The sequence below is a fragment of the Enterococcus sp. RTP21361st1_A6_RTP21361_211029 genome (assembly GCF_040910045.1).
In the GTDB taxonomy this organism is placed as follows: Bacteria; Bacillota; Bacilli; order Lactobacillales; family Enterococcaceae; genus Enterococcus_D; species Enterococcus_D gallinarum.
This window is the reverse complement of the sequence record NZ_JBDGBK010000030.1, coordinates 13,827-35,637: the sequence shown is the minus strand read 5'-3', so window position 1 is coordinate 35,637 and position 21,811 is coordinate 13,827. Positions and strand designations below refer to the sequence as shown.

The window sequence follows — 21,811 nt, the reverse complement described above, 5'->3', positions numbered from 1 at the left end:
ACGCAGAAGACGGAATACGCGATCGTTACTTGTCTCGTGGGCTCGGAGATGTGTATAAGAGACAGATAATATTTATATCGACAATTATTCAAATACTCAAAAAAGAAAAATTTCCGATAATTTTATTTACAAACAACTATATAAAAATGTAAAAAGGAATGTGGATACCATGTTATTACAAGAAAAAATGCACCAAATCAAGTTGGCCCCTGCTGAACGATCTTTGATCGATTTTTTATTAGCCAATCCAACTGCGATGGCTGATCAAACCATCAAGGAATTGTCTGAAAAAACCTACGTTCATCCTTCTACTTTTATTCGGATCGCCAAAAAATTAGGCTTCAACGGTTGGCTCGACTTAAAGACAGCCTTTTTGGAAGAGCAAACCTATATGAGCAGTCATTTTACAGATGTTGATGCCAACTTTCCCTTTTCCTCCCATGACGGCATTATGACGATCGCCAAAAAGTTAGCGAAACTCGAACAAACAACAATTGAAGATACGCTTTCCTTGATCCATCACGATGAACTGCAAAAAGCGAAACAATCGCTACTCAATGCCAGCCATATCAAGATTTTCGCAAGTAATGCCAATACCTTGATTTCTCAAGACTTTGTTTTGAAGATGCGGCGTTTAGGAAAAAACATCCATGTTTGTGACACTTTTGGCGAAAGTGCTTATGAAGCATCCAACTGTACTTCTGATACGACAGCCATCTTGATTTCTTATACTGGTGAAAACAAGATGATCAAAGAAATCGGTAAAATTCTTGCCGAACGTCAAGTTTCAATTATTGGAATGACTAGTATTGGCGAGAACGCATTGGCAAAATTAAGTGATTGTGTCTTAAATATCACAACCCGAGAAAGGCTTTACTCAAAGATCGCAAATTTCACAATTAATACGTCCGTTTGCTACCTACTGGATGTGCTGTATGGAATCGTCTTTTCGGAACATTATGAAAAAAATCTTCAGCATTTGATCGATATTGGCATGGCTTATGACAAACGTCCTACTTCCTCAACGATTATCGCTGAACCAACCTACGATAAAAATCTTCAATACAAAGACTCTCTGTTTCCGAATTAAACGGCTGACAAAAAGCGATCGCCCCACATGGCCGATCGCTTTTATGCATATATAGCTCTTTTTAGAAAGTTTTTGCTAAACGAGAGCTGTGATCAAATCATCTGAACAAGCAACTTCATTTTTATCTGATTCAATAATATCTAAGTAATCAGCAGAATTTGTTACCAAAACAGGGGTCTCAATGTTGAAACCAGCTTTGATCAGCGCATCTTTGTCAAAGGTAATCAATTTTTGACCTCGAGTTACTCTATCTCCTTGCTTGACATGCGCTTCGAAGTATTGCCCATTGAGTTGAACGGTATCTAAACCGATATGGATCAACAATTCCAATCCGTTATCTGAGATCAACCCGATGGCGTGTTTCGTTGGGAACAATGTCATAACGGTACCATCAAATGGAGCAACGACTTCCCCTTTTGTAGGATGGATCAAGATTCCTTTACCTAAGATTCCTTGGGCAAAAGCTTCATCTTTGGCACTGCTTAAAGGTGCAACCGTTCCTTCGATAGGAGAACTAATGATTTCTTTACGTACAGACATTGTAGGTTCGCCTTCAGCAATTTCTTCGACTACTGTATTTTCTTTCCAGAATGCCATCGTCAAACCAAAACCAATCGCTGCAGAGATGGCGATAGCAATCAGTGAAGTCCACATGCCACTCGCATCTCCATCCGGTGTGATGAAGTTAAAGATCCCGAAAATACCAAGTCCGCCCATCGTGTAGCCCGTTACACCATTGACCATTAAGAACAGTCCACCGACAGCACCACCGATCATAGAATATATGAAAGGAGTCTTTTTAGGAAGAGTGATCCCATAAATAGCTGGTTCAGTTACACCAAAGATACCAGAAATGATCGCTGGCGGACATAATGCTTTCATCTTTTTGTCTCTTAATTTGAAATACATGGCAACGACAACTGCTGTTTGAGCAAAGCTAGCTCCGAAGGAACCTGTCAACACTTGGCTGAATCCTTGTTGCGTAACTTGCATGATCGCTAGTGGCACAACCGACCAGTGTAAGCCGAAGATAACCAATACTTGCCAGAAGAATCCTAGAATCAATCCATAAACCGCTGGCGAGAAGTCCATTAGCGCTTGGAATCCGGCACTCAAGAGATCTGTCAACATGCTGATGATTGGACCAATGATCAAGAACCCAACAGGTAAAGCAATCAGTAAGACGAAAAATGGTACCAAGAAAGTTTGCACGACACTTGGAATCACTTTTTTAGCAAGTTTTTGAATCTGTGCAGCAAATGCAATAATGAAAATGACTGGTACGACACTACTTGTATAGGTTGCCCCTACCCATGGAATACCTAAGAAAGTTTGATAGGCAGATTGTCCAAGTAAGCTATAAGGTGCTGCTGCTCCTTCTCCGGCAACTGCGGTAAAGGCTGTTTGCAGCGCAGTGCCTTGAATCGTTGGGTAGCATAGAGCGGCTCCAATAACGATACCGACCATCGGATTCAAACGGAATTTTTTTGCAGAAGTATAACCTAAAATAACCGGCATAAACATAAATATTGCATCACCGATCGCATTCAACATTACATATGTGCCTGATTCTGCTGTATAGTTGAACCAACCCTGTGTACCCAAAAAGACTAATAATGCATTAAACCCTTTGATCATACCGGCAGCTGCTAACGCACCTAAGAAAGGCTGGAAACAACCGCTGAGGATATCGATCAGACGATTGAAAATATTCCCTCCGGAACTTTCTTCTTCACTGTTTTCACTGATCCCCGCAACATCCACTACTTCTGCATAGACATCTGGCACATGATTACCGATAACTACTTGGTATTGACCGCCACTTTTCATCACTGTTACGACCCCATCCATATTTTTCAAGATGTCATCGTTCGCGATTCCTTCGTCTTTCAATTTAAACCGCAGCCGAGTGATACAGTGGGTCAAACTATTGATATTTTCTTTTCCGCCCACATTTGCCACGATTTTTTCTGCTAATTCATGATATTTTCCCATTTTTGTTTCCTCCAATTTTTGTTTGATTGAAGGTTTAGCCAACTGAATGTCACTATCCAAAAAATGCTTTACTATTCCCCAGTTTATTCTGGGATGACCTCCTTTCTTTTATGGTTAGCGATTCTTTTGCACCAATCGCGCAATATGAATCGTTAAATACAAACTTTCATCATTGGACATATCGTAACGATAATTCGTTACCAGAAATGATTTGATTTTTTGCACACATTGATAGGCGTTGCGATATTTTATCTTTACCATCTCAAGGAGCTCATCGTCAGTCTCTTCCGCATGGGTAGAGTGGTTCTGCATGCGGGAAACAAAAAAACGCAAATGCGTAGTAAAACAATAAAAATAAACCGATTCTTCATCGAAAGTTGTTTTAAAATAGTATTTGACGATATTGATGATATCTTGCATTGTTTTCGTCAATTCATAAAGATTGCTTTGATCATTGTTTTCTGTTTGAGCGTTTACCAAATGCAGTGCAATGAAACCCGCTTCATCTTCCGGCAACTCAATCCCATAGCGCTCACTAATTTTTTCAATCGTTCGTTTTCCGATTTTGAATTCATCTGGAAAAAATCGCTTGATGTCCCAGAGAAGAACATTTTTGACAACGATCCCTTTTTTGGCACGCTCGATTGCACTATGTAAATGATCAGGTAAAGAAATATAGATCGAATCGTTGATCGGTGAGGACAACTCTTCTCTTGCATATTCGATTACTTGGTTCGAAAGTTCCAAATATTCTAATGGCAAGTCGGCCAATAATTCCTGAAATTGGGAAGCAATTGTACGATTTTCTAAACGATATACTTTATCGATCGTTTGATCACTGATATCGTCACCAACTTTTTTCTTGAATGCGATCCCTCTTCCCATCACAATAATTTCGTTTTGTTTTTCATCAGTAGTTATCACGACATTATTGTTTAACACTTTACTGATTTTCATGTTTTACCCCCACTTGATTATTGACGTACTAACCTATTTTTATACGAGATAGCCATTCAAATCAATTTTGATCCATACTCCTTTTTTCCAGAAAAAAAACCTAATGAGAGCAGACCAAATAGCCTTACTTTCATCAGGTTTAGCTTGTTTTTTCAACAATCACTATCCATACGAATGATTAACTTATCCTTATGATAGCAAACAGAGAAAACGCTATCAATACATTGACCGAAAAAAGGATTCGTTATTTTACTTCCTCCTGATTCCTTTTATAAAATGAATCGATGAAAAACAAGAACCCCACATACCCGCTCCCAAGCCAACACCAACAAAGTGATGGAGTGATGGATACATGGAATTCTAGTAATTAGTTAGTGTCCACTGGAAGGAAACAGCAAAAAATATTCCCGACTAATCACACGTCACTGGACTGTAATTTATACATATCTGCATAAAGGCCTTGCTGTTTTAACAATGAATCATGGTTTCCTCGTTCGACGATACGTCCTTTATCTAAAACTAAAATCAATTCAGCATCCCGAATCGTGGATAATCGGTGGGCGATGGCAATCGTAGTTCTCCCTTGTCGCATATTCGCCAACCCTTCCTGGATCAATCCTTCTGTTTCGGTGTCGATATTGGCAGTAGCTTCATCTAAAACGAGGATTTTAGGATCAGTCACCATCGTTCTAGCAAATGAGATCAACTGTCGTTGCCCGCTGGAGTAGCTAGCGCCCCGTTCAATCACTTTGGCATGATAAGTGCCCTCCAGTTTTTCGATAAATTTATCTGCTTGCACAAATTTCGCTGCTGCTCGGATTTGTTCTTCGCTGATTTCTGGGTTCAATAAACGAATATTGTCAGAAATATCTCCATAGAACATGAAAGCATCTTGTAAAAACAAACCGACTTTTTTTCGTAATTCTTCGATCGTAAAATCGCGAATATCATGATCGTCAATCAAAATTTGTCCCTCACCAAATTCGTAAAAGCGCATTAAAACATTAATGATCGAGCTTTTGCCGCTACCAGTGTGTCCCACCAAAGCGACGGTTTCTCCTGGATAAGCAGTAAAGGAAATATTCTTCAATACATGATTTTCTCCATCATAAGAAAAACTGACATTACGAAATTCAATCTTTCCTTGTTCAATGACTTGATTCGCATCCGGATGTTGTTGTGGGGTAAATTCTTCATTATCCATGATTTTAAGAATACGGCTACCAGCCACCATGCCATCAGTAAAGACGCTGAGAAAATCCATCATCTGTGTCATAGGATTGAAGAAGCCTTGGACATAGGTGGTAAAAGCATAAATCAACCCCACTTCAATCGGAGAATGCAAAGCATCAAACCCAAACAACGTTAATGACATCGCAACTGCAATCGCATAGAGAAAATTGATGATCGGCGATAATAGCAACGAATTAGTACGAATCATTGCATACCTTGTCTTGAGGTATTCATCATTCGTTTCCTCAAATTCTCGGTTCAGACGTGCTTCTTGTCGGAACTGCTGGATAATCTGCATTCCCGAGATCGACTCGTTCAATTTCGTATTCAATTGACTTAATTTTTCTCGCATTTGACGATAGATTCGGGAGCTGAATTTTTGATAATACCAGATGACGATCATCAAGATAGGTAAGAAAATCAGATTCAATAAAGCAATTTTTACGTTGATCTGAAACATGGCGGCAAAAGAAGATAGGACTGCAAAAATACCAGTCAAAACCATCAAAAACACATACCAGAATTCATACAATGTTTCGGTATCATTGCTGACCCGCGACACAATCGAACCTGCTGGAGTCTGATCAAAATACCGCATACCTAAACTATGCAGCTTCTCGAATAACTTGGTCCGCACATATTGATACGTCTGCAAGGAAGCCATCGAGTATAGAAACCATTGAAAAAACCAGATGACTGCTTTGATGACTACCCCAAAGAAATAGAGACCCGCAAAGAAATAGATGATTTGATTGGTTGCTGACTGTTGTGTCAGATAGTTATCCATGAATGTCTGCAGAATTCTAGGCAGGAGAATGTTGACGATTGATAAGAGAAAAGCAAAGAAAATGGCTGCAAAAAATGTCTTCTTGAAGGGTTTTGCAAATTGTAACATCCGCTTGATGATCAATTTTTGCTCTTTAAATGGAATTGATTTTGACCATTCAGATTCTTGACGTTCCATTATACTTCACTCCCTTCAATTTTGGCTTCCAGTTGTTGCTTGTCCCACATTTTTTTGTACCAGCCATTTTTGGCTAACAGGGCTTCGTGGGTCCCTCGCTCGATGATTCTTCCTTCATCGATAACTAAGATCTCTTCGGCATGCTTCACACTACTTAGCCGATGCGCAGAAATAATCGTTGTTTTGTCTTTTCGATAGTCTCGCAATTTGTGCAAAATATCTTCTTCTGTTTTGGCATCGACAGCTGACAAGGCATCATCTAAGATCAGTAATTCTGGATCAACAATCAATGCCCGTGCGATGGACAACCGCTGTTTCTGCCCGCCAGATAATGAGACCCCTCGTTCACCGACCATTGTTTCGTATCCTTCTGGCAATGCTTTGATGTCATCATTGATTGACGCCAAATCAGCAGCCGCTTCAACCGCTTCTTGTGGTGCTTGGGGTACCGCAAAACGGATATTGTCTCGAATCGACATGGAAAAAAGAAAGTGATCTTGGGGAACATACCCGATAGAGCCCAATAACGCATTCAAAGTATAATCTTTGATGCTGTGCCCGCCAAAAAGAATGTCACCCTCATAATGATCATATTCCCGCATCAGCAACTTCAAAATGGAGGTTTTACCTGCACCGGTTTTGCCAACGATTCCTAATGTCTGTCCTTCATGTAAGGTAAATGCTATCTGTTGCAGCGTGATTTCTTCGGCATCATGATAGCGAAAAGCGTCTAACGCCACTTCAATTTTACCTTGAGCCGGCTCTTGGATCGCGTGTTTTTTTTCAACAATATGGGTTCTTTCCCCCAGCAATTCAGATACCCGATCATAGCTGGCATTCCCTCGTTCTAAAACATTGAACAGACGGCCAATGGCGAACATAGGCCAAACCAGCATACCAATATAACTAATAAATGAAACCAATTGGCCAATCGATATCTCTCCTGACATGACAAAACGACCACCCACAATAATCGTTAAGACATATGAGACACCGATAATCAATGTAATGAAAGGATCAAAAAGTGCATCTAAAAAATTGACTTTACGGTTCTTGATGATGGCATCATCAATTTTGGCTTGAAAATCTTGAATATCTTCTGTCTCTTGTCCAAACGTTTTGATGACTTTTATCCCAGTAATACTTTCTTGTGCTTTGTCATTAATCGCTGAAAAAGCTTCTTGCGAATCACGAAAAGCATCATGTAGTTTGCTGCCTAACACTCTAGCCATGACCGCAAGAAATGGCAAAGGAATCAACGCAATCAAGGTCAGACGCCAATCGATAAAAAGGATCATGGCGATGATCGTTGCTCCTCCAGAGATAAACGAATCCGCAAAGGTTAAAATACCCGCCCCAGCAACGTTTTGAATGGCGTTCAAATCATTGGTGGCATGGGCCATCAAATCTCCAGTTCGATGTTTTTGATAGAAAAGATGATCCATTTTGGTGAAGTGATCGAATAATTGACGACGTAAGCTTTTTTCCAAGCGTGCAGCACTCCCCCAAATATTTATCCGCCAGACAAAACGAAAAATATATTGTGCTAATGCAGCGGCAAGCAAAATACCTATCCAAAATAAAATCGTTTCTATCGAAATCTCTTTTTCTGCGATCTCATCAATAATGATTCCAATCACTTTGGGTGGCGCTAATTGAACGAGAGCCACCAAAACCAATGCGGCTACTCCTATATAATAATGTTTCCTTTCTTGTCTAAAAAACCAACCTAACTTTCTAAAAATCGACATAACACCCTCCTATTATTCACTCCTGTTGGCTACGATTTGAATCATCGAAATTTTCGGACTATTTTGGCAATGACTGACCTTCCGATGTAGTTACATTTCAATTCCTCGCGAAACACGTTTTGTTACCTACCCAACGATAGGCACAATTCATTTGCTCATCTACGCTTCGCTTACAGTTCTTCTAAGGGAAAATCACTAAGATGAACTTGCATGCCTCGCTGACGCGGTCAATCGCAGTGACTCGCAACACGAGGTATTCCTCCTCATTTGCTTATCTACGCTCTGCTTCGCTTACAGTTCTTCTAAGCGAAAAGCACTAAGATGAACTTGCATGCCTCGCTGACGCGGTCAATCACAGTGACTCGCAACAAAAAGCGAGCTGATGGGATCAGCCCGCTTTTTGCGCTAAAAAACCTATTTTTGGTTTTTCATTTGTTGCATCATTTGCCGAATCTTCTTCTCAGAAGGCTTTTGGCCCATTGACATCATCATCGAACGCAACATATCCTCATTAACGGGAGGATTTTTCTTCAGATAATCTTGCATATATTTACGCGCCAAAAAGAAGCCGCCGACAGCGCCTAATAATACCGCGATAACAGCGATCACGATTACAATTCCTAAACTAACCATTTGAAATCTCTCCTTTCTCTTGTACTCTCAATGAATCATTTTACTAGAAAAAAATACAAAAAGAAAGAGAGAAAGCAGGATTTCTCCAAAAACATTCCCTCTATATATCAGCTTAATGCCACATCTCGTTTGTTGAACAACCAGTTTGTCAAAAAGTAGATCAATAAGCTGTATAACAAAAGTCCAATCGTCATTTCCCAATAATTCAAACCCGGATCAATTATTGCATTTTGCATATCCGTTTGATGCAATAATGTGGGAACCGTATCTTTGATATTCATAAAATTAAATGGATTCCACTTCAACCAAGGATATTTTTCTATCGCAAAAAGCATGATGGAGTTGATGATGCTGCTCCCGAACAACACAGCTACTCCTAATCCCACTGCCATACTTTGAGAGCGAATGACGGCAGAGATGAACAGAGTCATGGTCATATAAAATACAATCAACAGTAAATTCGTTGCTGCATAGACAAGAGCCACAACTATAGCTGGCAATTGATTATAATCCGTTGATGTGAAGGGAGATTCAGATACCAAAAACAAATTGCTGGCAAGAAAACTGCTTAGAAATAAAACCAGTGTGCCAAGCAAAGCAAATAAGAGTGTGTTGATGGCTTTTGCGGCTAATATCTGACTTCTTGAAAATGGCCGAATCAACAAAAACTTGATGGTCCCTCGACTAAATTCTTCTGCTACCGCTGAAGCTGCCACAATAACAACAAATAAATTCAAAAATGACGTCATGTCGCTTAGAAAAATAAATAGATCGTTGGCTTTAGTATCAGGCGAGCCTAAGCGGACCACATAGGTGAGTCCGAATGTTAAAACCACCAAAAGTCCCAACATGATCCATGTGGACTTTTTTTTCGTGACTTTGATCCATTCATTTTTTATTAGTGTCCTCATTCTAGAGCCCTCCCTCTTCCGTCCAAGCCAAAAATGTTTCTTCCAACGAAGATTGCTGCAATTTCATTTCCTTTAAACCAATCCCTGCATTAACGAGGGCAGCAGCGATCTCAGAACGATTATCCGTTTCAAGTGAAATCTGTAATCCATCCGTCAAAGCAAGCCCATCGATTTGGAATTTAGTCTTCAAGACATTTAATGCTTCCTGATCGTCATCTGTTTTGATGATCAGTAGGCTTTTTTCTGCCTTCAAGGTATCCATCGCGACTTGATGGGTCACTTTCCCTTTTTGGACAACGATCAGATGATCTGCAATCTGTTCGATATCACTTAATTGGTGACTCGATACTAAAACAGAAACACCCTGTTCTCTTAACATGAGAATCATTTCCCGAAACTCTCTCATACCCTTTGGGTCAAGTCCGTTCATTGGCTCATCTAATACTAAGAGAGTAGGACGATGGATTAATGCCTGTGCCACACCCAATCGTTGGCGCATCCCTAGTGAATACGTTTTGACTTTTTGATTGATATATTCTTCTAAATGAACTTGGCGAATCAAGTCATCCATCTCAACTGCCGTCATTTTTGTCTTCGCCATGCGCTGGTATTGCATCAAATTTTCGTAACCAGTCAGATAATTGTAGAACTCAGGATTTTCTACAATCGCTCCTACCGAGGCAATGGCTGCTTTAAAAGACGTTTCTAGGGAATTCCCCATGATCGTAATTGAGCCTTTATTGTGCTTCATTAAGCCAACGATCATTCGAATAATCGTCGTCTTACCCGCACCATTCGGTCCTAATAACCCGACCACTTGCCCTTGTTCCACTGAGAAAGAAGCATTATCAATGATTTGCTTGGTTCCAATCAGTTTCGATACATTTTTCAGTGTTAGTATTTCTGTCATTTCATCCCTACTTCCTATTCGCTATTTTTTTACTTTCATGATAATAGTTATTACTACCATCCCACTAGAGTATTAAAAAGTCAACAGGAAAAAGAATGATCTTTTCAATTTGGTCTTCTTACTTCCGAATGAACTTCAAAGAATACGAGCCAGCTTCATCAAATTGGGATTTTAAATTAATGACATGATTTAATAAAAAATAAACGTAGTAGAAATCAAATTGTCATTTAACAAATGATGGAATTGGACTGAACATATAAATTTATAAAGAGGTGTTTTCTCCGAAATGTGAATAATTCATCTGCTGCTAGGAAAACTGATGGAAACTTAGGCTGTCAAAAACCTGTTTATGCTTTTCGCTCCGAATTTTATGAATCTTTTCTTTCAAACGTTCCCAGTCACTGCTGGTGGGCTGACCATTCCAATAAAAAATCTCCATTTGTTTGTTTGCCCCTAGCTGGCGATAGATTGGGTAATCACTGATTAGAATATCTGGTTCATCAACTGAAGGAACATGCTGGATTGCTCGATGGGAGGTGTTCAACAATCGATTTTTGATCCATAATTCTTGTGTCTTGCCAAATTTCGATTGAATAGAAAAAGTTACTGGACGCTCATATTTAATAAAGACTGTTCGAACGAGCATGCAGTATTGAAAGATAAGACGATCATTCTTCTTTGCAAACCCGACAAGTGGAGGGATTTCTCTTTTTATTGCGATCAAAAATCGTCTCATCGTTGGGTACATGACTGGGAAATAAGCTTCAAGCTCACTTTCCCTCGTTTGTTTTCCAAACCCATCTATTTTATGTTCTGTTCCAAAAACTGATGAGTAGGAATGAATCATGAGTAAGTTGACCAATAAATAATTTTTTTCTTTCGAAGTGAGTGCCAAATCAAAGTATGCAGACAGTTTGTCAATAATGATCTCCTCAGTCGAATACTGCTCATTATCAAACCAATCCTGATGGATTTCAGTCAGATCCTCTTCCAAATATGTATTCATTACTGCAAACATAAAATAAAGAAAACTGATTTCTTCGTCCGTGAGATCACTCACAGCGTAAACATTTGCCTGAAAAAAAGGTGCCAGTATGCATTCGGTGAACTTTCTTTTAGTCATCAATGGATGCTCGAAAGTCGTTATTTCATCAGGAATTTCTACGATAAAATGTCGCTGTTTGATTCGCTGCAATGAAATAGCCAGCAGAGATAAAAATTTATTGCAATCAATTTTTCGCATGTAAGGAGCGTGACGCTCAATTTGAGTAGCAATAGTTTGCTTGTCCCTTATCGTTGCTAAAAGATCTGAGTCCGTTTCATCAAACAACTGCCAATACATGACATGATAAAAATAACGTATGTAGTACTCTTTTCCTTCAAGTGGATTTCCTTTTCTTAAACTGTATGATAAATGATAATTTGCTAACACTTGATTCAATTCAGTCAATTTTCTTTGAATCGTCCGTAAACTGCTATATGTCTCTTGGCTTAATTGCTCTAATGAGTGGTACTTTCCCTTAAACAACAAATCAAGAAAGGTAAATCCGACAGTTCTTTCCACCAAGATTGCATAAACTTTGCTTAGCAGAAATCTAGGTGAAAATTCTATCTTGATAGTTTTTGATTCTGATTGATAATTAACCGTATACTCAGAATATTGCTCCTGAAATAATTCTACCTGTTGAATAACAGACAATAGCTTGCTAGTTTTATAGTTAAACACAGCCATCAGCTCTTTGGTTGAATAAATTGTTTGATTCCTTTCATAACAATAGGTGAGAAACTGGTTGATTTGTTTTTCTGTTGTGTCAAATAATACATGAAACACTGATTGACCCTCGCTTAAATAGTTATTCAAACTTTGCCTTCATTTAAGTTTGATTTCATCTGGACAACTAAAAAGATCTTACAATATTGTAAGTTAGTGAATGTTTTGCGATCATACCACTTCAAAGGAACGATTGTCAAACTACCCGTCAAAGTCTTTTATTAAAAAATATCAGCTCAACAAATCTTGCGATTTGTTGAGCCGAATAAATTGTAACTGTTCATTTCTGGGGAAGAAATTTCCAATCATTTTGCTTGTTCTGCCTTTTTGCGACAATCTCTCAGGAGAGTTTACATGCCAATCTGACTATTCTTTATTTACTTCATTATCAGCAGCGACCGCTTTTTTATTTACAATATTAAATGAACTTCTTAAATGTCTTTTTCTGTTCTGAGTGTTTGTCCTGCCACAATTAATTTTCATCATTATTATCGTATGAGGAAAGACTATTGGGATTGCTCGTCTCCTTAAGTATACTAGTGTCAATGCTGGAACTCTCAGAAGAAGACGGTAGATCAACAATACTCCATTTACTTGGCTTTAAATTCTCTATAGTTGTAACGTCACCATCGTAAACAATCACTAAATCCACTTTGTTTTTACACTTGATCTCAGACATTGGTAAATCTCCACGAATTCTTAAAAAATTCTCAATACCGGAAACCCATTCTACATTCGTTAAAGTCGTTTCACCAATGACCTTTTTCTCAGTACCCTTACCATCCCAACCATAAGTTAACACTGCTCGAACCGATTTGGCTGATCGTGTTTTATTCGGACGAATAGGTATCGTGATCCACTTTGACTGCTCATCATAAATGATACGGTTCGTTCGTAAAGTCAAAGATAGTTTACCGGGAGCTCGTTCATTTGCCAAACTATCTATTTTAAAGAAAACAATAAGTAAAATAATAAAAAAGGCAATCAACAAGGGGATTTTATTCATTTGCTCACTTCCTAAATCTATTTCAGGTTAACTTGATAATGAGATTATAGTAGTTTTTTTAGTTAACCACGCGCCAAAAAAAAGACAGAATCAGGTGGAAATTGGCATTTTTCAGAAAACAACCAAAAAAGACTGACACAAGAAAGACAAAAAGTCGCAGCGAATTCTTCGAAAAATCCAGCAGCAAACTACCACTAACTAGATCAATATTTTGTCTCTTCTTATGTTCAGCCTTTTAAATCTGTAAGGATATTAGATTTGAAACGATACATTCACACGTTCATCCAATCTCCAATTCATTTTTTCTTTTTATTTTCGTTTATAGATAACGTAAGAAATCAAAAGCATGCCCCCGAGAATCATCCATTTATCATTGGTCATTCCGGTTTGCGGTAATTGAGGATTCCCTCCATTCTTTGGCGGTGCCCCACTCTGACTTACTTTAGGAGCGGATAATGAAGAGTTGTCCACGCTATTACCATTACTGTTGGAAGTCGCACTCTCGCTACTTAACTATTGGTCGTACTTTCGTTACTTGTGCTACTCATTGTACTCTCACTGCTTGCGGTCGTACTTTCACTACTTGTGCTACTTGTTGTACTTTCACTGCTTTCGGTCGTGCTTTCGCTTGAAGTGCTCGTTTCTCCGGTACCACTGCCCCCGCCTCCATATTTCGGCGTGTAGCCAGTAGTTGTGTGGACTGCTGCTGAATCATTGATCAATGCTTGAATGGTTCCCTTGTTTGTATATTGCTCCAAAGACCCATCAGTTTCTGTTTTATAGGTGATATAGATTCTCTCACTCGTATCCCGCAAAGGAATTTCAAAAGTGCCGTCTGAATTAAGCGTAATTGGGACTTGGTCAACATAAGTGGGATTAGTTACGCTTGGACCTTACACCACTCGTGCCGTGGTGCTGATCAATGCTTGATGGGGTCCAAGAGTATCAATGAATCTCCCATTTTTAATTGAAACCTTATTCGTATCATAAGAATTGATATAAATACGCCAATCAATCGTTCGTTTGGGTTCTTGTGTGCCTAGATAAAGCCCTTGTTTCGTAAGTAATGCACCTGTTCCAGTATCCTCAACCCCTCGAATAAATAAAGGAATTGTCTTAATTCCATTAACTGTTTCAAAATCGAGTTGATTGATCTGATCGACGGTAATGTCTTCACTAAATTTTGTCCAAAAGTAAAAATCTCCATGCACATTGTTGTTCTGCTCAACAAACTCAGTAAATACAAAAGTAAGCTGATTCCCAACTTGGGTGAGATTTACTACTAAATGACCGTTCTCATCATACAGTTCATAGCTATTATTGACACCTTCAATCTCTACTGGGAGGATAATCGTCGCTTTGTCCCCGGCCTTTAAGTCACCTAATCCTTCGAGACTCCATTTGAGATCAATTTTGAAAGATTCGTCTTCATCTAAAGTCGTCACTTCTTGATTCTGACTATTGACAACGGATACATCAGTGATTAAGTTTGCCCCCACATCCGTCTCTCCGTATACGATTTCCATACCGGTAAAAATGGGGATAGTTAGCAACAGAGCAACAAGTACTTTTGCAATCTTTGAAAGCATGTGATCCCTCCCTGATAGTTAATAGGTCACCGCCAGTATAATTTACGGAAAATTCAGAAGCAAGTCATACGAACTGTGCGAGTTATATCACAAGGCAGGGCTTCACTTTCAAATTAATCATCTGCTTTTCACAGAAAAAAACCTATCACTCAAACAAAGCGATAGGTTTTGTAAAAAGACTGACTGATTATTCTGTTGGATCTGCATAGCGATCAATTTGTTGATTATAACGTAGTTGACAACAAATATAAAAAATAACTTGGAACAATAAGTAAATACCTACGATTTCACCATAGAACTGCCAAACGGGCAATTCAACTAATAAACGCAGTGCGGTCATCGCAACAGCAAAATGAATCATTGCCACGATAGTTGGCAAAAAATACATAACTTGTAGCTGATGACGCAGAATTTTATGCCGTTCTTTTGGTGAAACACCAAGCACATGCAAAGAGCGATGGTAAGCGCCGTCCTTGTCAAGATCCGCAAACAGGCGGAAATAGATGATTGATGCAGAGAAAATAAAGAAAACGGAGCCCAGTAAAACAGTGATCATTAAAATGAGACCATTGCCTTGACGTGTTTCCTGGAAAACTTTGTATTTTGATTGATAACCAATATGAGACGGAATGCCTTCAAGTGCTTTTGACCACTCTTCATCGGACATCTCGTTGACTTTGTCTGCTCCTAATTCATCGTAGATAGCGGATACTTTTTCATCTGTTTCTTTATTTTCTTGATCGATTTGCTGATTGATACCATCAATTAACGTAGGATCGTCTGCCCACTCGGGGTAATCTAACCAAACAAATCCTCCCGAATCTTCAGAATCACCAATTTCTTTTTGCCACTTCTCAAAAGTTTGATCAGTTACAACACCAAGGCCAAAATAGTTCAACGAAAGCATTGAGGGACTATGAACGATCGTCATATCTTGCTGAAAATCGCTATCTCCGCCAATTTCCAGCGGATACACATGTTGTCGTTGGCTTTGGTCAACCGACAACAGTTCTTTACGTCTTGAATAATTGCTGCTAAGTTCAAGCACTTGATCATCCATAACAGGTTCAGCTTTTTCTCCGATTTGGCTCATCAATTTGCGATAATCACTTTCTCTCATCAATGAAAATGCATTGTTCATGTAATATGGATCAGTAGCAATCGCTGGATTTTCAAGATTTGTGTAGGTCTCAATGAGATCCACTTGTTCCATAACCGGATGATAGCCTTGCGCTTCCAATTTTTCTTTCACTTCAAACGCCTTCGTTTTACCTATTTCATCTTTTTCGTATTCCGAAAAAACATACGCTACACTAATTCCTTGAATCGAAGAAAACGAAGTGTTGCCAATCGCCATCATTACTGCTATTCCTACAAAAGCCACTGATGTACTAATGGCGATCAGACTGTACATTGCCGCATTGTCCCGCATACGAAAAATCCATTCACTAATCGTTAACAAGCGTGTTCCTTGTAAAAAAGAAGGACTTCTTTTAAGTTGTTTCAATAAGTAAACACTAAACTGATAGAAGGACAAGATCGTGCCTGCTACCGTCAACAAAACGCCTAATAAAAGAATCAAAAAACCGTCAGCTTTGAAAGAAAAATAAAACACACATCCGTAGCCGACAAAGAGCAAAAGCACCCCAAGGAATGCATAGATCCGACGACTCACAGGCTCCGGCCTGGGCTTCTCGTTTTCTTTGATCAATGATATGATCTTTTCCCCTTGTAAAGCACGCGTACTAAAAAATGAGATCAGCAGGAACATCAAAAGATACACGCCGATTGTTAATCCCAAACTAGTCAATGGAACCATAAAAGACAATCCGCGATTGAGATGCATTACATTCTGAGCAACAAGCAATAATAGCTTTGTTCCCAAAATTCCTAAGCCAACCCCTAGAAAGGTGGCCAGCGATCCTAATAACGCATTTTCAATAAATAGAATTCTTCGCAAATCCTTCTCTTCAATCCCTAAAATGAGATAGATCGCGAGATCACGTTTGCGACGTTTTAAGAAAACAACAAAGGTGTACCAAAGAAACATCAAAGATAAAAATGCAATTACTACTAAAGCAACCGCTAATCCCATCTTAGCTAGACTGGAAATGGTATCGCTCGCTGACAAGTTTTCTTTTAGTTGCGGATGGAACAAAAGCAGACTAAATATATAAAAAACCATGGCAGCAAATGTACTGCTTACGAAATAAGCAGCATAGGTGCGGAAGTTACCTCTTAAATTACGAATGATCAACTGTCTGAAATTCATGACGGCGACCTCCTAGATGTGCAAGAACATCAAGAATTTTTTGGTAAAATTGTTGCTGATCACTTCCGCGATAGGCCTCATTGTAAAGTTTGCCGTCTTTGATGAAAACAACACGATCAGAGAAACTTGCGGAATAGGGATCATGGGTAACCATCATCGTTGTCACTTGTCGCTGTTTGTTCATTCGGCTCAAAATTTCCATGACATCACGGGCTGCTTTAGAATCTAGATTACCTGTCGGCTCATCCGCAAGCAACAGTTCTGGCTGATGTATCAGCGCTCGAGCAATCGCAACACGCTGCTGTTCTCCACCGGACAACTGATAGATCCGTTTTTTTCTTTTGTCATTGATTCCTAACTCTGTCAAAAGCGCTTCACAGCGCCGTTTCATCTCATCAACCGGTACTCGATCCAATGTTAAGGGCAGCATAACATTCTCTGCCACATTTAGCGGAGACAATAAGTTATAATTTTGAAACACGAAACCTAACTGTCGGCGTCTAAACTCAGCAAGCTGTTGTTTTGGCAATGTCAGCGGTTGGGCGCCATTGATGATGACCGAGCCGGATGTTGGTTGATCCAGAGTCGCAACTAAATTCAGCATGGTGGTTTTACCACTGCCAGAAGGACCCATAATGCTAATAAATTCTCCGGCAGGCACTTTGAGATCAATTTGTTTCAACACTTCCACAGATACTTCACCAGTATACGTTTTAGTGATATTTTTCAACTCTAGTAAAGCCATAGCACTCACTCCTTTGCTGTCAGTGTAACAGGTTTTCTGAAACAAACTTATCGATTGTTTGAAAGATAACTTACAATTTTGTAAGTTTCGTTAGCTCTCGGGAAATTTTAATTGCAGGACAGTCCCTTGACCGACTTCAGAAGCAATCGTAACCGTAATCGAGAGTTTTTGACTAATGAGAGAGACTAAATAGAGTCCCATACCGGTAGCTTCTCCCCGCTGCCGTCCATTGTCACCGGTATAAAAAGGTCGGAACACCCGTGGCAAATCTGCCGCTGAAATGCCACAACCTGTATCTGTAATCGTCAGACTTCTGTTCGCATCATCTAATGCAAAAGTGACTGTTGCTTTCGGATTCGAGTATTTGATGGCATTACTGATCAATTGAAAAAGTAGAATCTGCAACCATTTTTTGTCTGTTGTTATCCAAAAATCAGTCTCATCCTTAATTTTCGGATAAATTTCATGCCGGATGAAATTGCGCTTCTGTTCACCGATGCTTTGCTTGATCAATGCTAATAAGGAGGTTGATTCAATCAAAAAGTCTTCTTCAAAATCTTCCAGACGAACAAAATTCAAGGCTGTGGCTAATCCGCTTTTCAAACGATCCGTCTCTGCTAAAAGATCGTAAGGGTCAATTTGACTACTCTCTGCCATCAGTTCTAGGACTGAGACTGGTGTTTTCATTTGATGGACCCAGATATTCATAAATTTGATATGGGTTTGATGATGGGCATCAATCGCTGCTAGTTGCTCTTGTACGTGATGATGGTCGTCATCTAAAAGCTTTTTGACTCTTCTAGCTAAGTAACCAGCGCTTCTTCCAGATAATCCTGTTTTTAGATAGTGGTAGAAACTGCGATTGGCGAGATAATCAATCGTGAAAACTCCTATCGCTAACAAGCCCACTAATAGTAAGCCATAGCCGATCACAAAACCATTGCGATACCCATCTAACCAAACGAGCAAAAGGATCAAAGCAATCGACATCCCAAATAAAGCAATTGCTGGTAATTGAACTTTCAAATATTCTTTCATTCTGGTCTCCCGGCAATAAAAAGAGCATAACCCTTTCCACGAATCGTTTGGATTGGTTCATCAAGACCGAGACTTACCATTTTTTTTCGCAGACGACCAACATTTACTGACAATGTGTTATCATCTACAAAACGTTCATCGTCCCATAATTTATTCAAGATCTGTTCTCTGGAGACCATTTCTGGATAAGCCATCATTAGTAAAGTAAGCAATTCTCCTTCACGAACAGTTAACATTTCTTCCTTTTCTAGATAATTCATCTTTAAAGCCTCAGGATAATAAATCAATTCCCCAGCTTTTAGTTGGCGAGCACGATTGCTCTGTGCATAGTCTCCATATACTCGCCGAATATGACTTTTTATTTTTGCTAAGAGTAATTCATAAGAAAACGGTTTGATCAGAAAATCATCTGCTCCATACTCAAGTGCCATCACTTGATCCATATTACCGTCACGAGCCGAAATAAACAAAATGGGTACCAAGGATTGCTCGCGGATTTTTTGACACCAATAAAAACCATCAAAAAAAGGTAAATTAACATCTAACAAAACCAAATCTGGCTCTATTCTATGAAATTCTTCCAAGATCTTTTCGAAATCCTGCGGAATAAAAGTCTCGAAGGCATAGCGAGACAGCTGACTTTCAATCATTTTGACTAATGACTTTTCATCTTCAATTAGAAATATTTTCACAGTGCACCTCCTAAAGTACTTCTAGTTTACCAAAAGCAACGGATCACTTCCTTAAAAAAATCAGAAAAAGATTGTCCACTTATTTATTGTAAGCAAAATGATTTTATAGTAAACTATTTCTCGTGACATGTTAAATATATCTAAAAGGTGGAAAATTGATGAAAAATGTTTTAGTTGTAAAAGCAAATAACCGTCCTGACGGAGTATCTGCAAAAATGTTCGATACTTTTGTAGAAAATCTAGATCGAACAGCAGTAGATGTAGTTACTTTTGATGTTTACGCACAACCAATGCCTTATATCGGACAAACATTGTTCGAAGCATTCGGAAAATTAGCACAAGAACAAGATTTAAACCAAGAAGAACAAGAATTGATGACCGTCCGTCAAGACGTCATGAATAAATTTGCAGCAGCAGATACGATTGTCTTTGCATTTCCTATGTGGAACTTGACGATTCCTGCGGCATTGCACACATTTATCGATTATATTTTCCAAGCCGGTTTCACTTTCTCCTACAATGAAGATGGATCTATGAACCAATTATTGAAAGACAAAGAAGTTGTCTTGTTAAATGCCCGTGGCGGTGTTTACTCAGGTGAAATGAGCGGCATGGAAAGTGCTGTTACATTTATGGAAAAAGTATTTGGTGGTATGTTTGGCATGACGATCAGCGATGAAGTAATCATTGAAGGTCACAATGCAGACCCTTCAAAAACTGAAGAAATCATTGCAGCCGGCCTAGAAAAAGTGGCAGAAGCAGCAAAAAAATTCTAATAAAAAATTAAAAATCTCAGGAATGATAAGCGAACCAACAATGCGAACTAGCAGTTATGGGACAGCTTTATTCCTGAGATTTTTTTATTACTGTTAAACAAGACCGTCTTTCCAATCAAGTGGTAAAAGCTGAGCAAGCGGCAGACTGCCCGCCTTCGTCAAGACTTGCGCAGAAAGATTGTCTTCAGACAGCTGACTGAGAAACTCGCGGCAACGACCACAAGGTGAGATCGGATGCCCCTGCCAGTCCACAGCCACAACTTTTGCAATGTGATGTTCTCCCGCAGTGATCATAGCTGCTGCAGCTGCATGTTCTGCACAAAAACCCATAGAACAACTAGTGTCAATGCACACTCCAGTAAAAACGTTCCCTTCTCTGGTAAGGATGGCTGCTGCAACACCGCCTGATTCTGCCCAGGGAGACAGTTTTCTTGGTGCAATCTTCGCTTGGGCGAAAGTAATCAATTCATCAAACTCCATCTATTCCTCCTGCTAAACCCATTCTTTCTTCAATAATCGAAACAGTTCCAGACTAGGTTAGACTTTTTTTACGCCATAGGATAATGTGGTTCATTGCTCCATGATCTTAGTCAACAAGTCTGGATCAAACGTTTGTTGCTGCAGCATGGCGATTTCAAAACCATAAGGAGCTTTTTTATTCTTTTTGTCTTCTCCAACATAAGGAGTTTCTAAAATTTTTGGGAGTTGCTTCAATTGTTCATGATGGACGATTTTATTCAATGCTTCAAAACCAATCGTTCCAAAACCAATATTCGCATGCCGATCTTTATGGCTGCCTTGGGGATTTTTGGAATCATTGACATGGATTACTTTTAAACGTTCCAGTCCAATGACCTTATCAAACTCATTTAAGACACCATCAAAATCTTCTTTGACGTTATATCCAGCATCATTGGTGTGGCAAGTATCAAACGTCACCGAAAGCTTCTCATTCAGCGTAACACCATCAATAATTGCAGCAATTTCTTCAAAACTGCGTCCGATTTCCGTTCCTTTACCAGCCATCGTTTCTAAAGCAATCTGAGCCGTTTGCCCTTTTTCCAAGACTTCGTTCAATCCTTTGATGATTTGCTTGATACCTGCTTCTGGCCCTGCACCAACGTGAGCTCCTGGATGCAATGTGATTTGCGTTGCGCCCAATGCCTGTGCTCGTTGAATCTCCGCTTGTAAAAACGACACCGCAAAGCCAAAATTTTCTGGTTTGATGGTATTTCCCAAATTAATGATATAAGGTGCGTGGACAACAATATTCGAAATGCCTGCTTTCGTCATGAAATCTTGTCCAGCAGCAATATTCATCTCTTCAATTTTCTTACGACGGGTATTTTGTGGAGCCCCCGTATAAATCATAAAGGTAGTTGCTTGGTAGCTTGCTGCTTCCTCTGCCGCTCCCAGCAACATTTTTTTCCCACTCATGGAAACATGTGATCCAATTAACATTGATTGTCTTCCTCCTA

20 protein-coding genes are annotated in these 21,811 nt (G+C 39.3%); 2 read left to right on the top strand and 18 right to left on the bottom strand.

Features of this window, described 5'->3' with window-relative positions:
* The first annotated feature begins 169 nt into the window (after positions 1-169).
* The gene (locus AB5Z52_RS07530; protein WP_368266865.1) at positions 170-1,090 is read left to right on the top strand and encodes a MurR/RpiR family transcriptional regulator; all 921 of its coding nucleotides are present in this window, start codon (positions 170-172) and stop codon (positions 1,088-1,090) included.
* Between the two features lie 75 nt (positions 1,091-1,165).
* Here the strand turns inward: AB5Z52_RS07530 and AB5Z52_RS07525 are convergent, their stop codons facing one another.
* The 16 genes from AB5Z52_RS07525 to AB5Z52_RS07450 form a co-directional block, all read right to left on the bottom strand.
* Entirely contained in the window at positions 1,166-3,085 is a 1,920-nt protein-coding gene (locus AB5Z52_RS07525; protein WP_288551479.1) for a beta-glucoside-specific PTS transporter subunit IIABC, read from the bottom strand.
* 114 nt (positions 3,086-3,199) lie between these two features.
* Entirely contained in the window at positions 3,200-4,042 is an 843-nt protein-coding gene (gene licT / locus AB5Z52_RS07520) for a BglG family transcription antiterminator LicT (RefSeq protein WP_288551478.1), read from the bottom strand.
* A 415-nt stretch (positions 4,043-4,457) separates the two neighbouring features.
* A complete protein-coding gene (locus AB5Z52_RS07515; protein WP_368266867.1) occupies positions 4,458-6,242 on the bottom strand; it encodes an ABC transporter ATP-binding protein in 1,785 nt (594 codons plus the stop codon).
* Positions 6,239-7,990 (bottom strand): ABC transporter ATP-binding protein, encoded by a 1,752-nt coding sequence (locus AB5Z52_RS07510; RefSeq protein ID WP_003126259.1) that lies wholly within the window; start codon positions 7,988-7,990, stop codon positions 6,239-6,241. Before AB5Z52_RS07510 ends, AB5Z52_RS07515 begins: the two co-directional genes overlap by 4 nt.
* 414 nt (positions 7,991-8,404) lie before the next feature.
* Positions 8,405-8,623: a YneF family protein gene (locus AB5Z52_RS07505; RefSeq protein ID WP_029486708.1), complete on the bottom strand. Its 219-nt coding sequence runs from the start codon at positions 8,621-8,623 to the stop codon at positions 8,405-8,407.
* 107 nt (positions 8,624-8,730) lie between these two features.
* Positions 8,731-9,534 (bottom strand): ABC transporter permease, encoded by an 804-nt coding sequence (locus AB5Z52_RS07500; protein ID WP_003126257.1) that lies wholly within the window; start codon positions 9,532-9,534, stop codon positions 8,731-8,733.
* A gap of 1 nt (position 9,535) precedes the next feature.
* The gene (locus AB5Z52_RS07495; protein ID WP_005471183.1) at positions 9,536-10,444 is read right to left on the bottom strand and encodes an ABC transporter ATP-binding protein; all 909 of its coding nucleotides are present in this window, start codon (positions 10,442-10,444) and stop codon (positions 9,536-9,538) included.
* Between the two features lie 307 nt (positions 10,445-10,751).
* A complete protein-coding gene (locus tag AB5Z52_RS07490) occupies positions 10,752-12,275 on the bottom strand; it encodes a helix-turn-helix domain-containing protein (RefSeq protein WP_288551477.1) in 1,524 nt (507 codons plus the stop codon).
* Positions 12,276-12,687: 412 nt separating this feature from the next.
* Positions 12,688-13,221, bottom strand: coding sequence for a hypothetical protein (locus AB5Z52_RS07485; RefSeq protein WP_003126254.1), 534 nt, complete (start codon positions 13,219-13,221; stop codon positions 12,688-12,690).
* Positions 13,222-13,530: 309 nt separating this feature from the next.
* Entirely contained in the window at positions 13,531-13,602 is a 72-nt protein-coding gene (locus AB5Z52_RS07480) for a hypothetical protein (RefSeq protein ID WP_229073500.1), read from the bottom strand.
* Positions 13,603-13,730: 128 nt separating this feature from the next.
* Positions 13,731-13,979 carry a hypothetical protein gene (locus tag AB5Z52_RS07475; protein WP_143352204.1) on the bottom strand — a complete coding sequence of 83 codons (249 nt, stop codon included), beginning with the start codon at positions 13,977-13,979 and terminating at the stop codon, positions 13,731-13,733.
* Positions 13,980-14,114: 135 nt separating this feature from the next.
* Positions 14,115-14,810, bottom strand: a complete 696-nt coding sequence (locus AB5Z52_RS07470; RefSeq protein WP_041119674.1) for an Ig-like domain-containing protein — start codon at positions 14,808-14,810, stop codon at positions 14,115-14,117.
* A 187-nt stretch (positions 14,811-14,997) separates the two neighbouring features.
* Positions 14,998-17,082, bottom strand: a complete 2,085-nt coding sequence (locus AB5Z52_RS07465; protein ID WP_003126251.1) for an FtsX-like permease family protein — start codon at positions 17,080-17,082, stop codon at positions 14,998-15,000.
* On the bottom strand, positions 17,054-17,827 hold the full coding sequence (locus tag AB5Z52_RS07460) for an ABC transporter ATP-binding protein (RefSeq protein ID WP_003126250.1): 774 nt from the start codon (positions 17,825-17,827) through the stop codon (positions 17,054-17,056). Before AB5Z52_RS07460 ends, AB5Z52_RS07465 begins: the two co-directional genes overlap by 29 nt.
* A 90-nt stretch (positions 17,828-17,917) precedes the next feature.
* Entirely contained in the window at positions 17,918-18,865 is a 948-nt protein-coding gene (locus tag AB5Z52_RS07455) for a HAMP domain-containing sensor histidine kinase (RefSeq protein ID WP_003126249.1), read from the bottom strand.
* Positions 18,862-19,557: a response regulator transcription factor gene (locus AB5Z52_RS07450; protein ID WP_368243215.1), complete on the bottom strand. Its 696-nt coding sequence runs from the start codon at positions 19,555-19,557 to the stop codon at positions 18,862-18,864. The genes AB5Z52_RS07455 and AB5Z52_RS07450 overlap by 4 nt, the downstream gene beginning before the upstream one ends.
* A 158-nt stretch (positions 19,558-19,715) precedes the next feature.
* On the opposite strand from AB5Z52_RS07450, the gene AB5Z52_RS07445 reads away from it, so the two are divergent.
* Positions 19,716-20,333, top strand: a complete 618-nt coding sequence (locus AB5Z52_RS07445; RefSeq protein WP_005471177.1) for an FMN-dependent NADH-azoreductase — start codon at positions 19,716-19,718, stop codon at positions 20,331-20,333.
* 93 nt (positions 20,334-20,426) lie between these two features.
* Here AB5Z52_RS07445 and AB5Z52_RS07440 read toward each other — a convergent pair whose 3' ends face one another.
* Positions 20,427-20,813: a cytidine deaminase gene (locus AB5Z52_RS07440; RefSeq protein ID WP_029486697.1), complete on the bottom strand. Its 387-nt coding sequence runs from the start codon at positions 20,811-20,813 to the stop codon at positions 20,427-20,429.
* A 90-nt stretch (positions 20,814-20,903) separates the two neighbouring features.
* The gene (locus AB5Z52_RS07435) at positions 20,904-21,794 is read right to left on the bottom strand and encodes a deoxyribonuclease IV (protein ID WP_003126244.1); all 891 of its coding nucleotides are present in this window, start codon (positions 21,792-21,794) and stop codon (positions 20,904-20,906) included.
* Positions 21,795-21,811: the final 17 nt, after the last annotated feature.

Excerpts from the sequence above, each read along its gene's own strand:
- AB5Z52_RS07445 (WP_005471177.1), top strand. The coding sequence starts at position 19,716 with ATGAAAAATGTTTTAGTTGTAAAAGCAAATAACCGTCCTGACGGAGTA.
- AB5Z52_RS07470 (WP_041119674.1), bottom strand. The coding sequence starts at position 14,810 with ATGCTTTCAAAGATTGCAAAAGTACTTGTTGCTCTGTTGCTAACTATC.
- AB5Z52_RS07465 (WP_003126251.1), bottom strand. The coding sequence starts at position 17,082 with ATGAATTTCAGACAGTTGATCATTCGTAATTTAAGAGGTAACTTCCGC.
- AB5Z52_RS07455 (WP_003126249.1), bottom strand. The coding sequence starts at position 18,865 with ATGAAAGAATATTTGAAAGTTCAATTACCAGCAATTGCTTTATTTGGG.
- AB5Z52_RS07510 (WP_003126259.1), bottom strand. The coding sequence starts at position 7,990 with ATGTCGATTTTTAGAAAGTTAGGTTGGTTTTTTAGACAAGAAAGGAAA.
- AB5Z52_RS07435 (WP_003126244.1), bottom strand. The coding sequence starts at position 21,794 with ATGTTAATTGGATCACATGTTTCCATGAGTGGGAAAAAAATGTTGCTG.
- AB5Z52_RS07525 (WP_288551479.1), bottom strand. The coding sequence starts at position 3,085 with ATGGGAAAATATCATGAATTAGCAGAAAAAATCGTGGCAAATGTGGGC.
- AB5Z52_RS07530 (WP_368266865.1), top strand. The coding sequence starts at position 170 with ATGTTATTACAAGAAAAAATGCACCAAATCAAGTTGGCCCCTGCTGAA.
- AB5Z52_RS07460 (WP_003126250.1), bottom strand. The coding sequence starts at position 17,827 with ATGGCTTTACTAGAGTTGAAAAATATCACTAAAACGTATACTGGTGAA.
- AB5Z52_RS07485 (WP_003126254.1), bottom strand. The coding sequence starts at position 13,221 with ATGAATAAAATCCCCTTGTTGATTGCCTTTTTTATTATTTTACTTATT.
- AB5Z52_RS07500 (WP_003126257.1), bottom strand. The coding sequence starts at position 9,534 with ATGAGGACACTAATAAAAAATGAATGGATCAAAGTCACGAAAAAAAAG.
- AB5Z52_RS07505 (WP_029486708.1), bottom strand. The coding sequence starts at position 8,623 with ATGGTTAGTTTAGGAATTGTAATCGTGATCGCTGTTATCGCGGTATTA.
- licT (WP_288551478.1), bottom strand. The coding sequence starts at position 4,042 with ATGAAAATCAGTAAAGTGTTAAACAATAATGTCGTGATAACTACTGAT.
- AB5Z52_RS07440 (WP_029486697.1), bottom strand. The coding sequence starts at position 20,813 with ATGGAGTTTGATGAATTGATTACTTTCGCCCAAGCGAAGATTGCACCA.
- AB5Z52_RS07495 (WP_005471183.1), bottom strand. The coding sequence starts at position 10,444 with ATGACAGAAATACTAACACTGAAAAATGTATCGAAACTGATTGGAACC.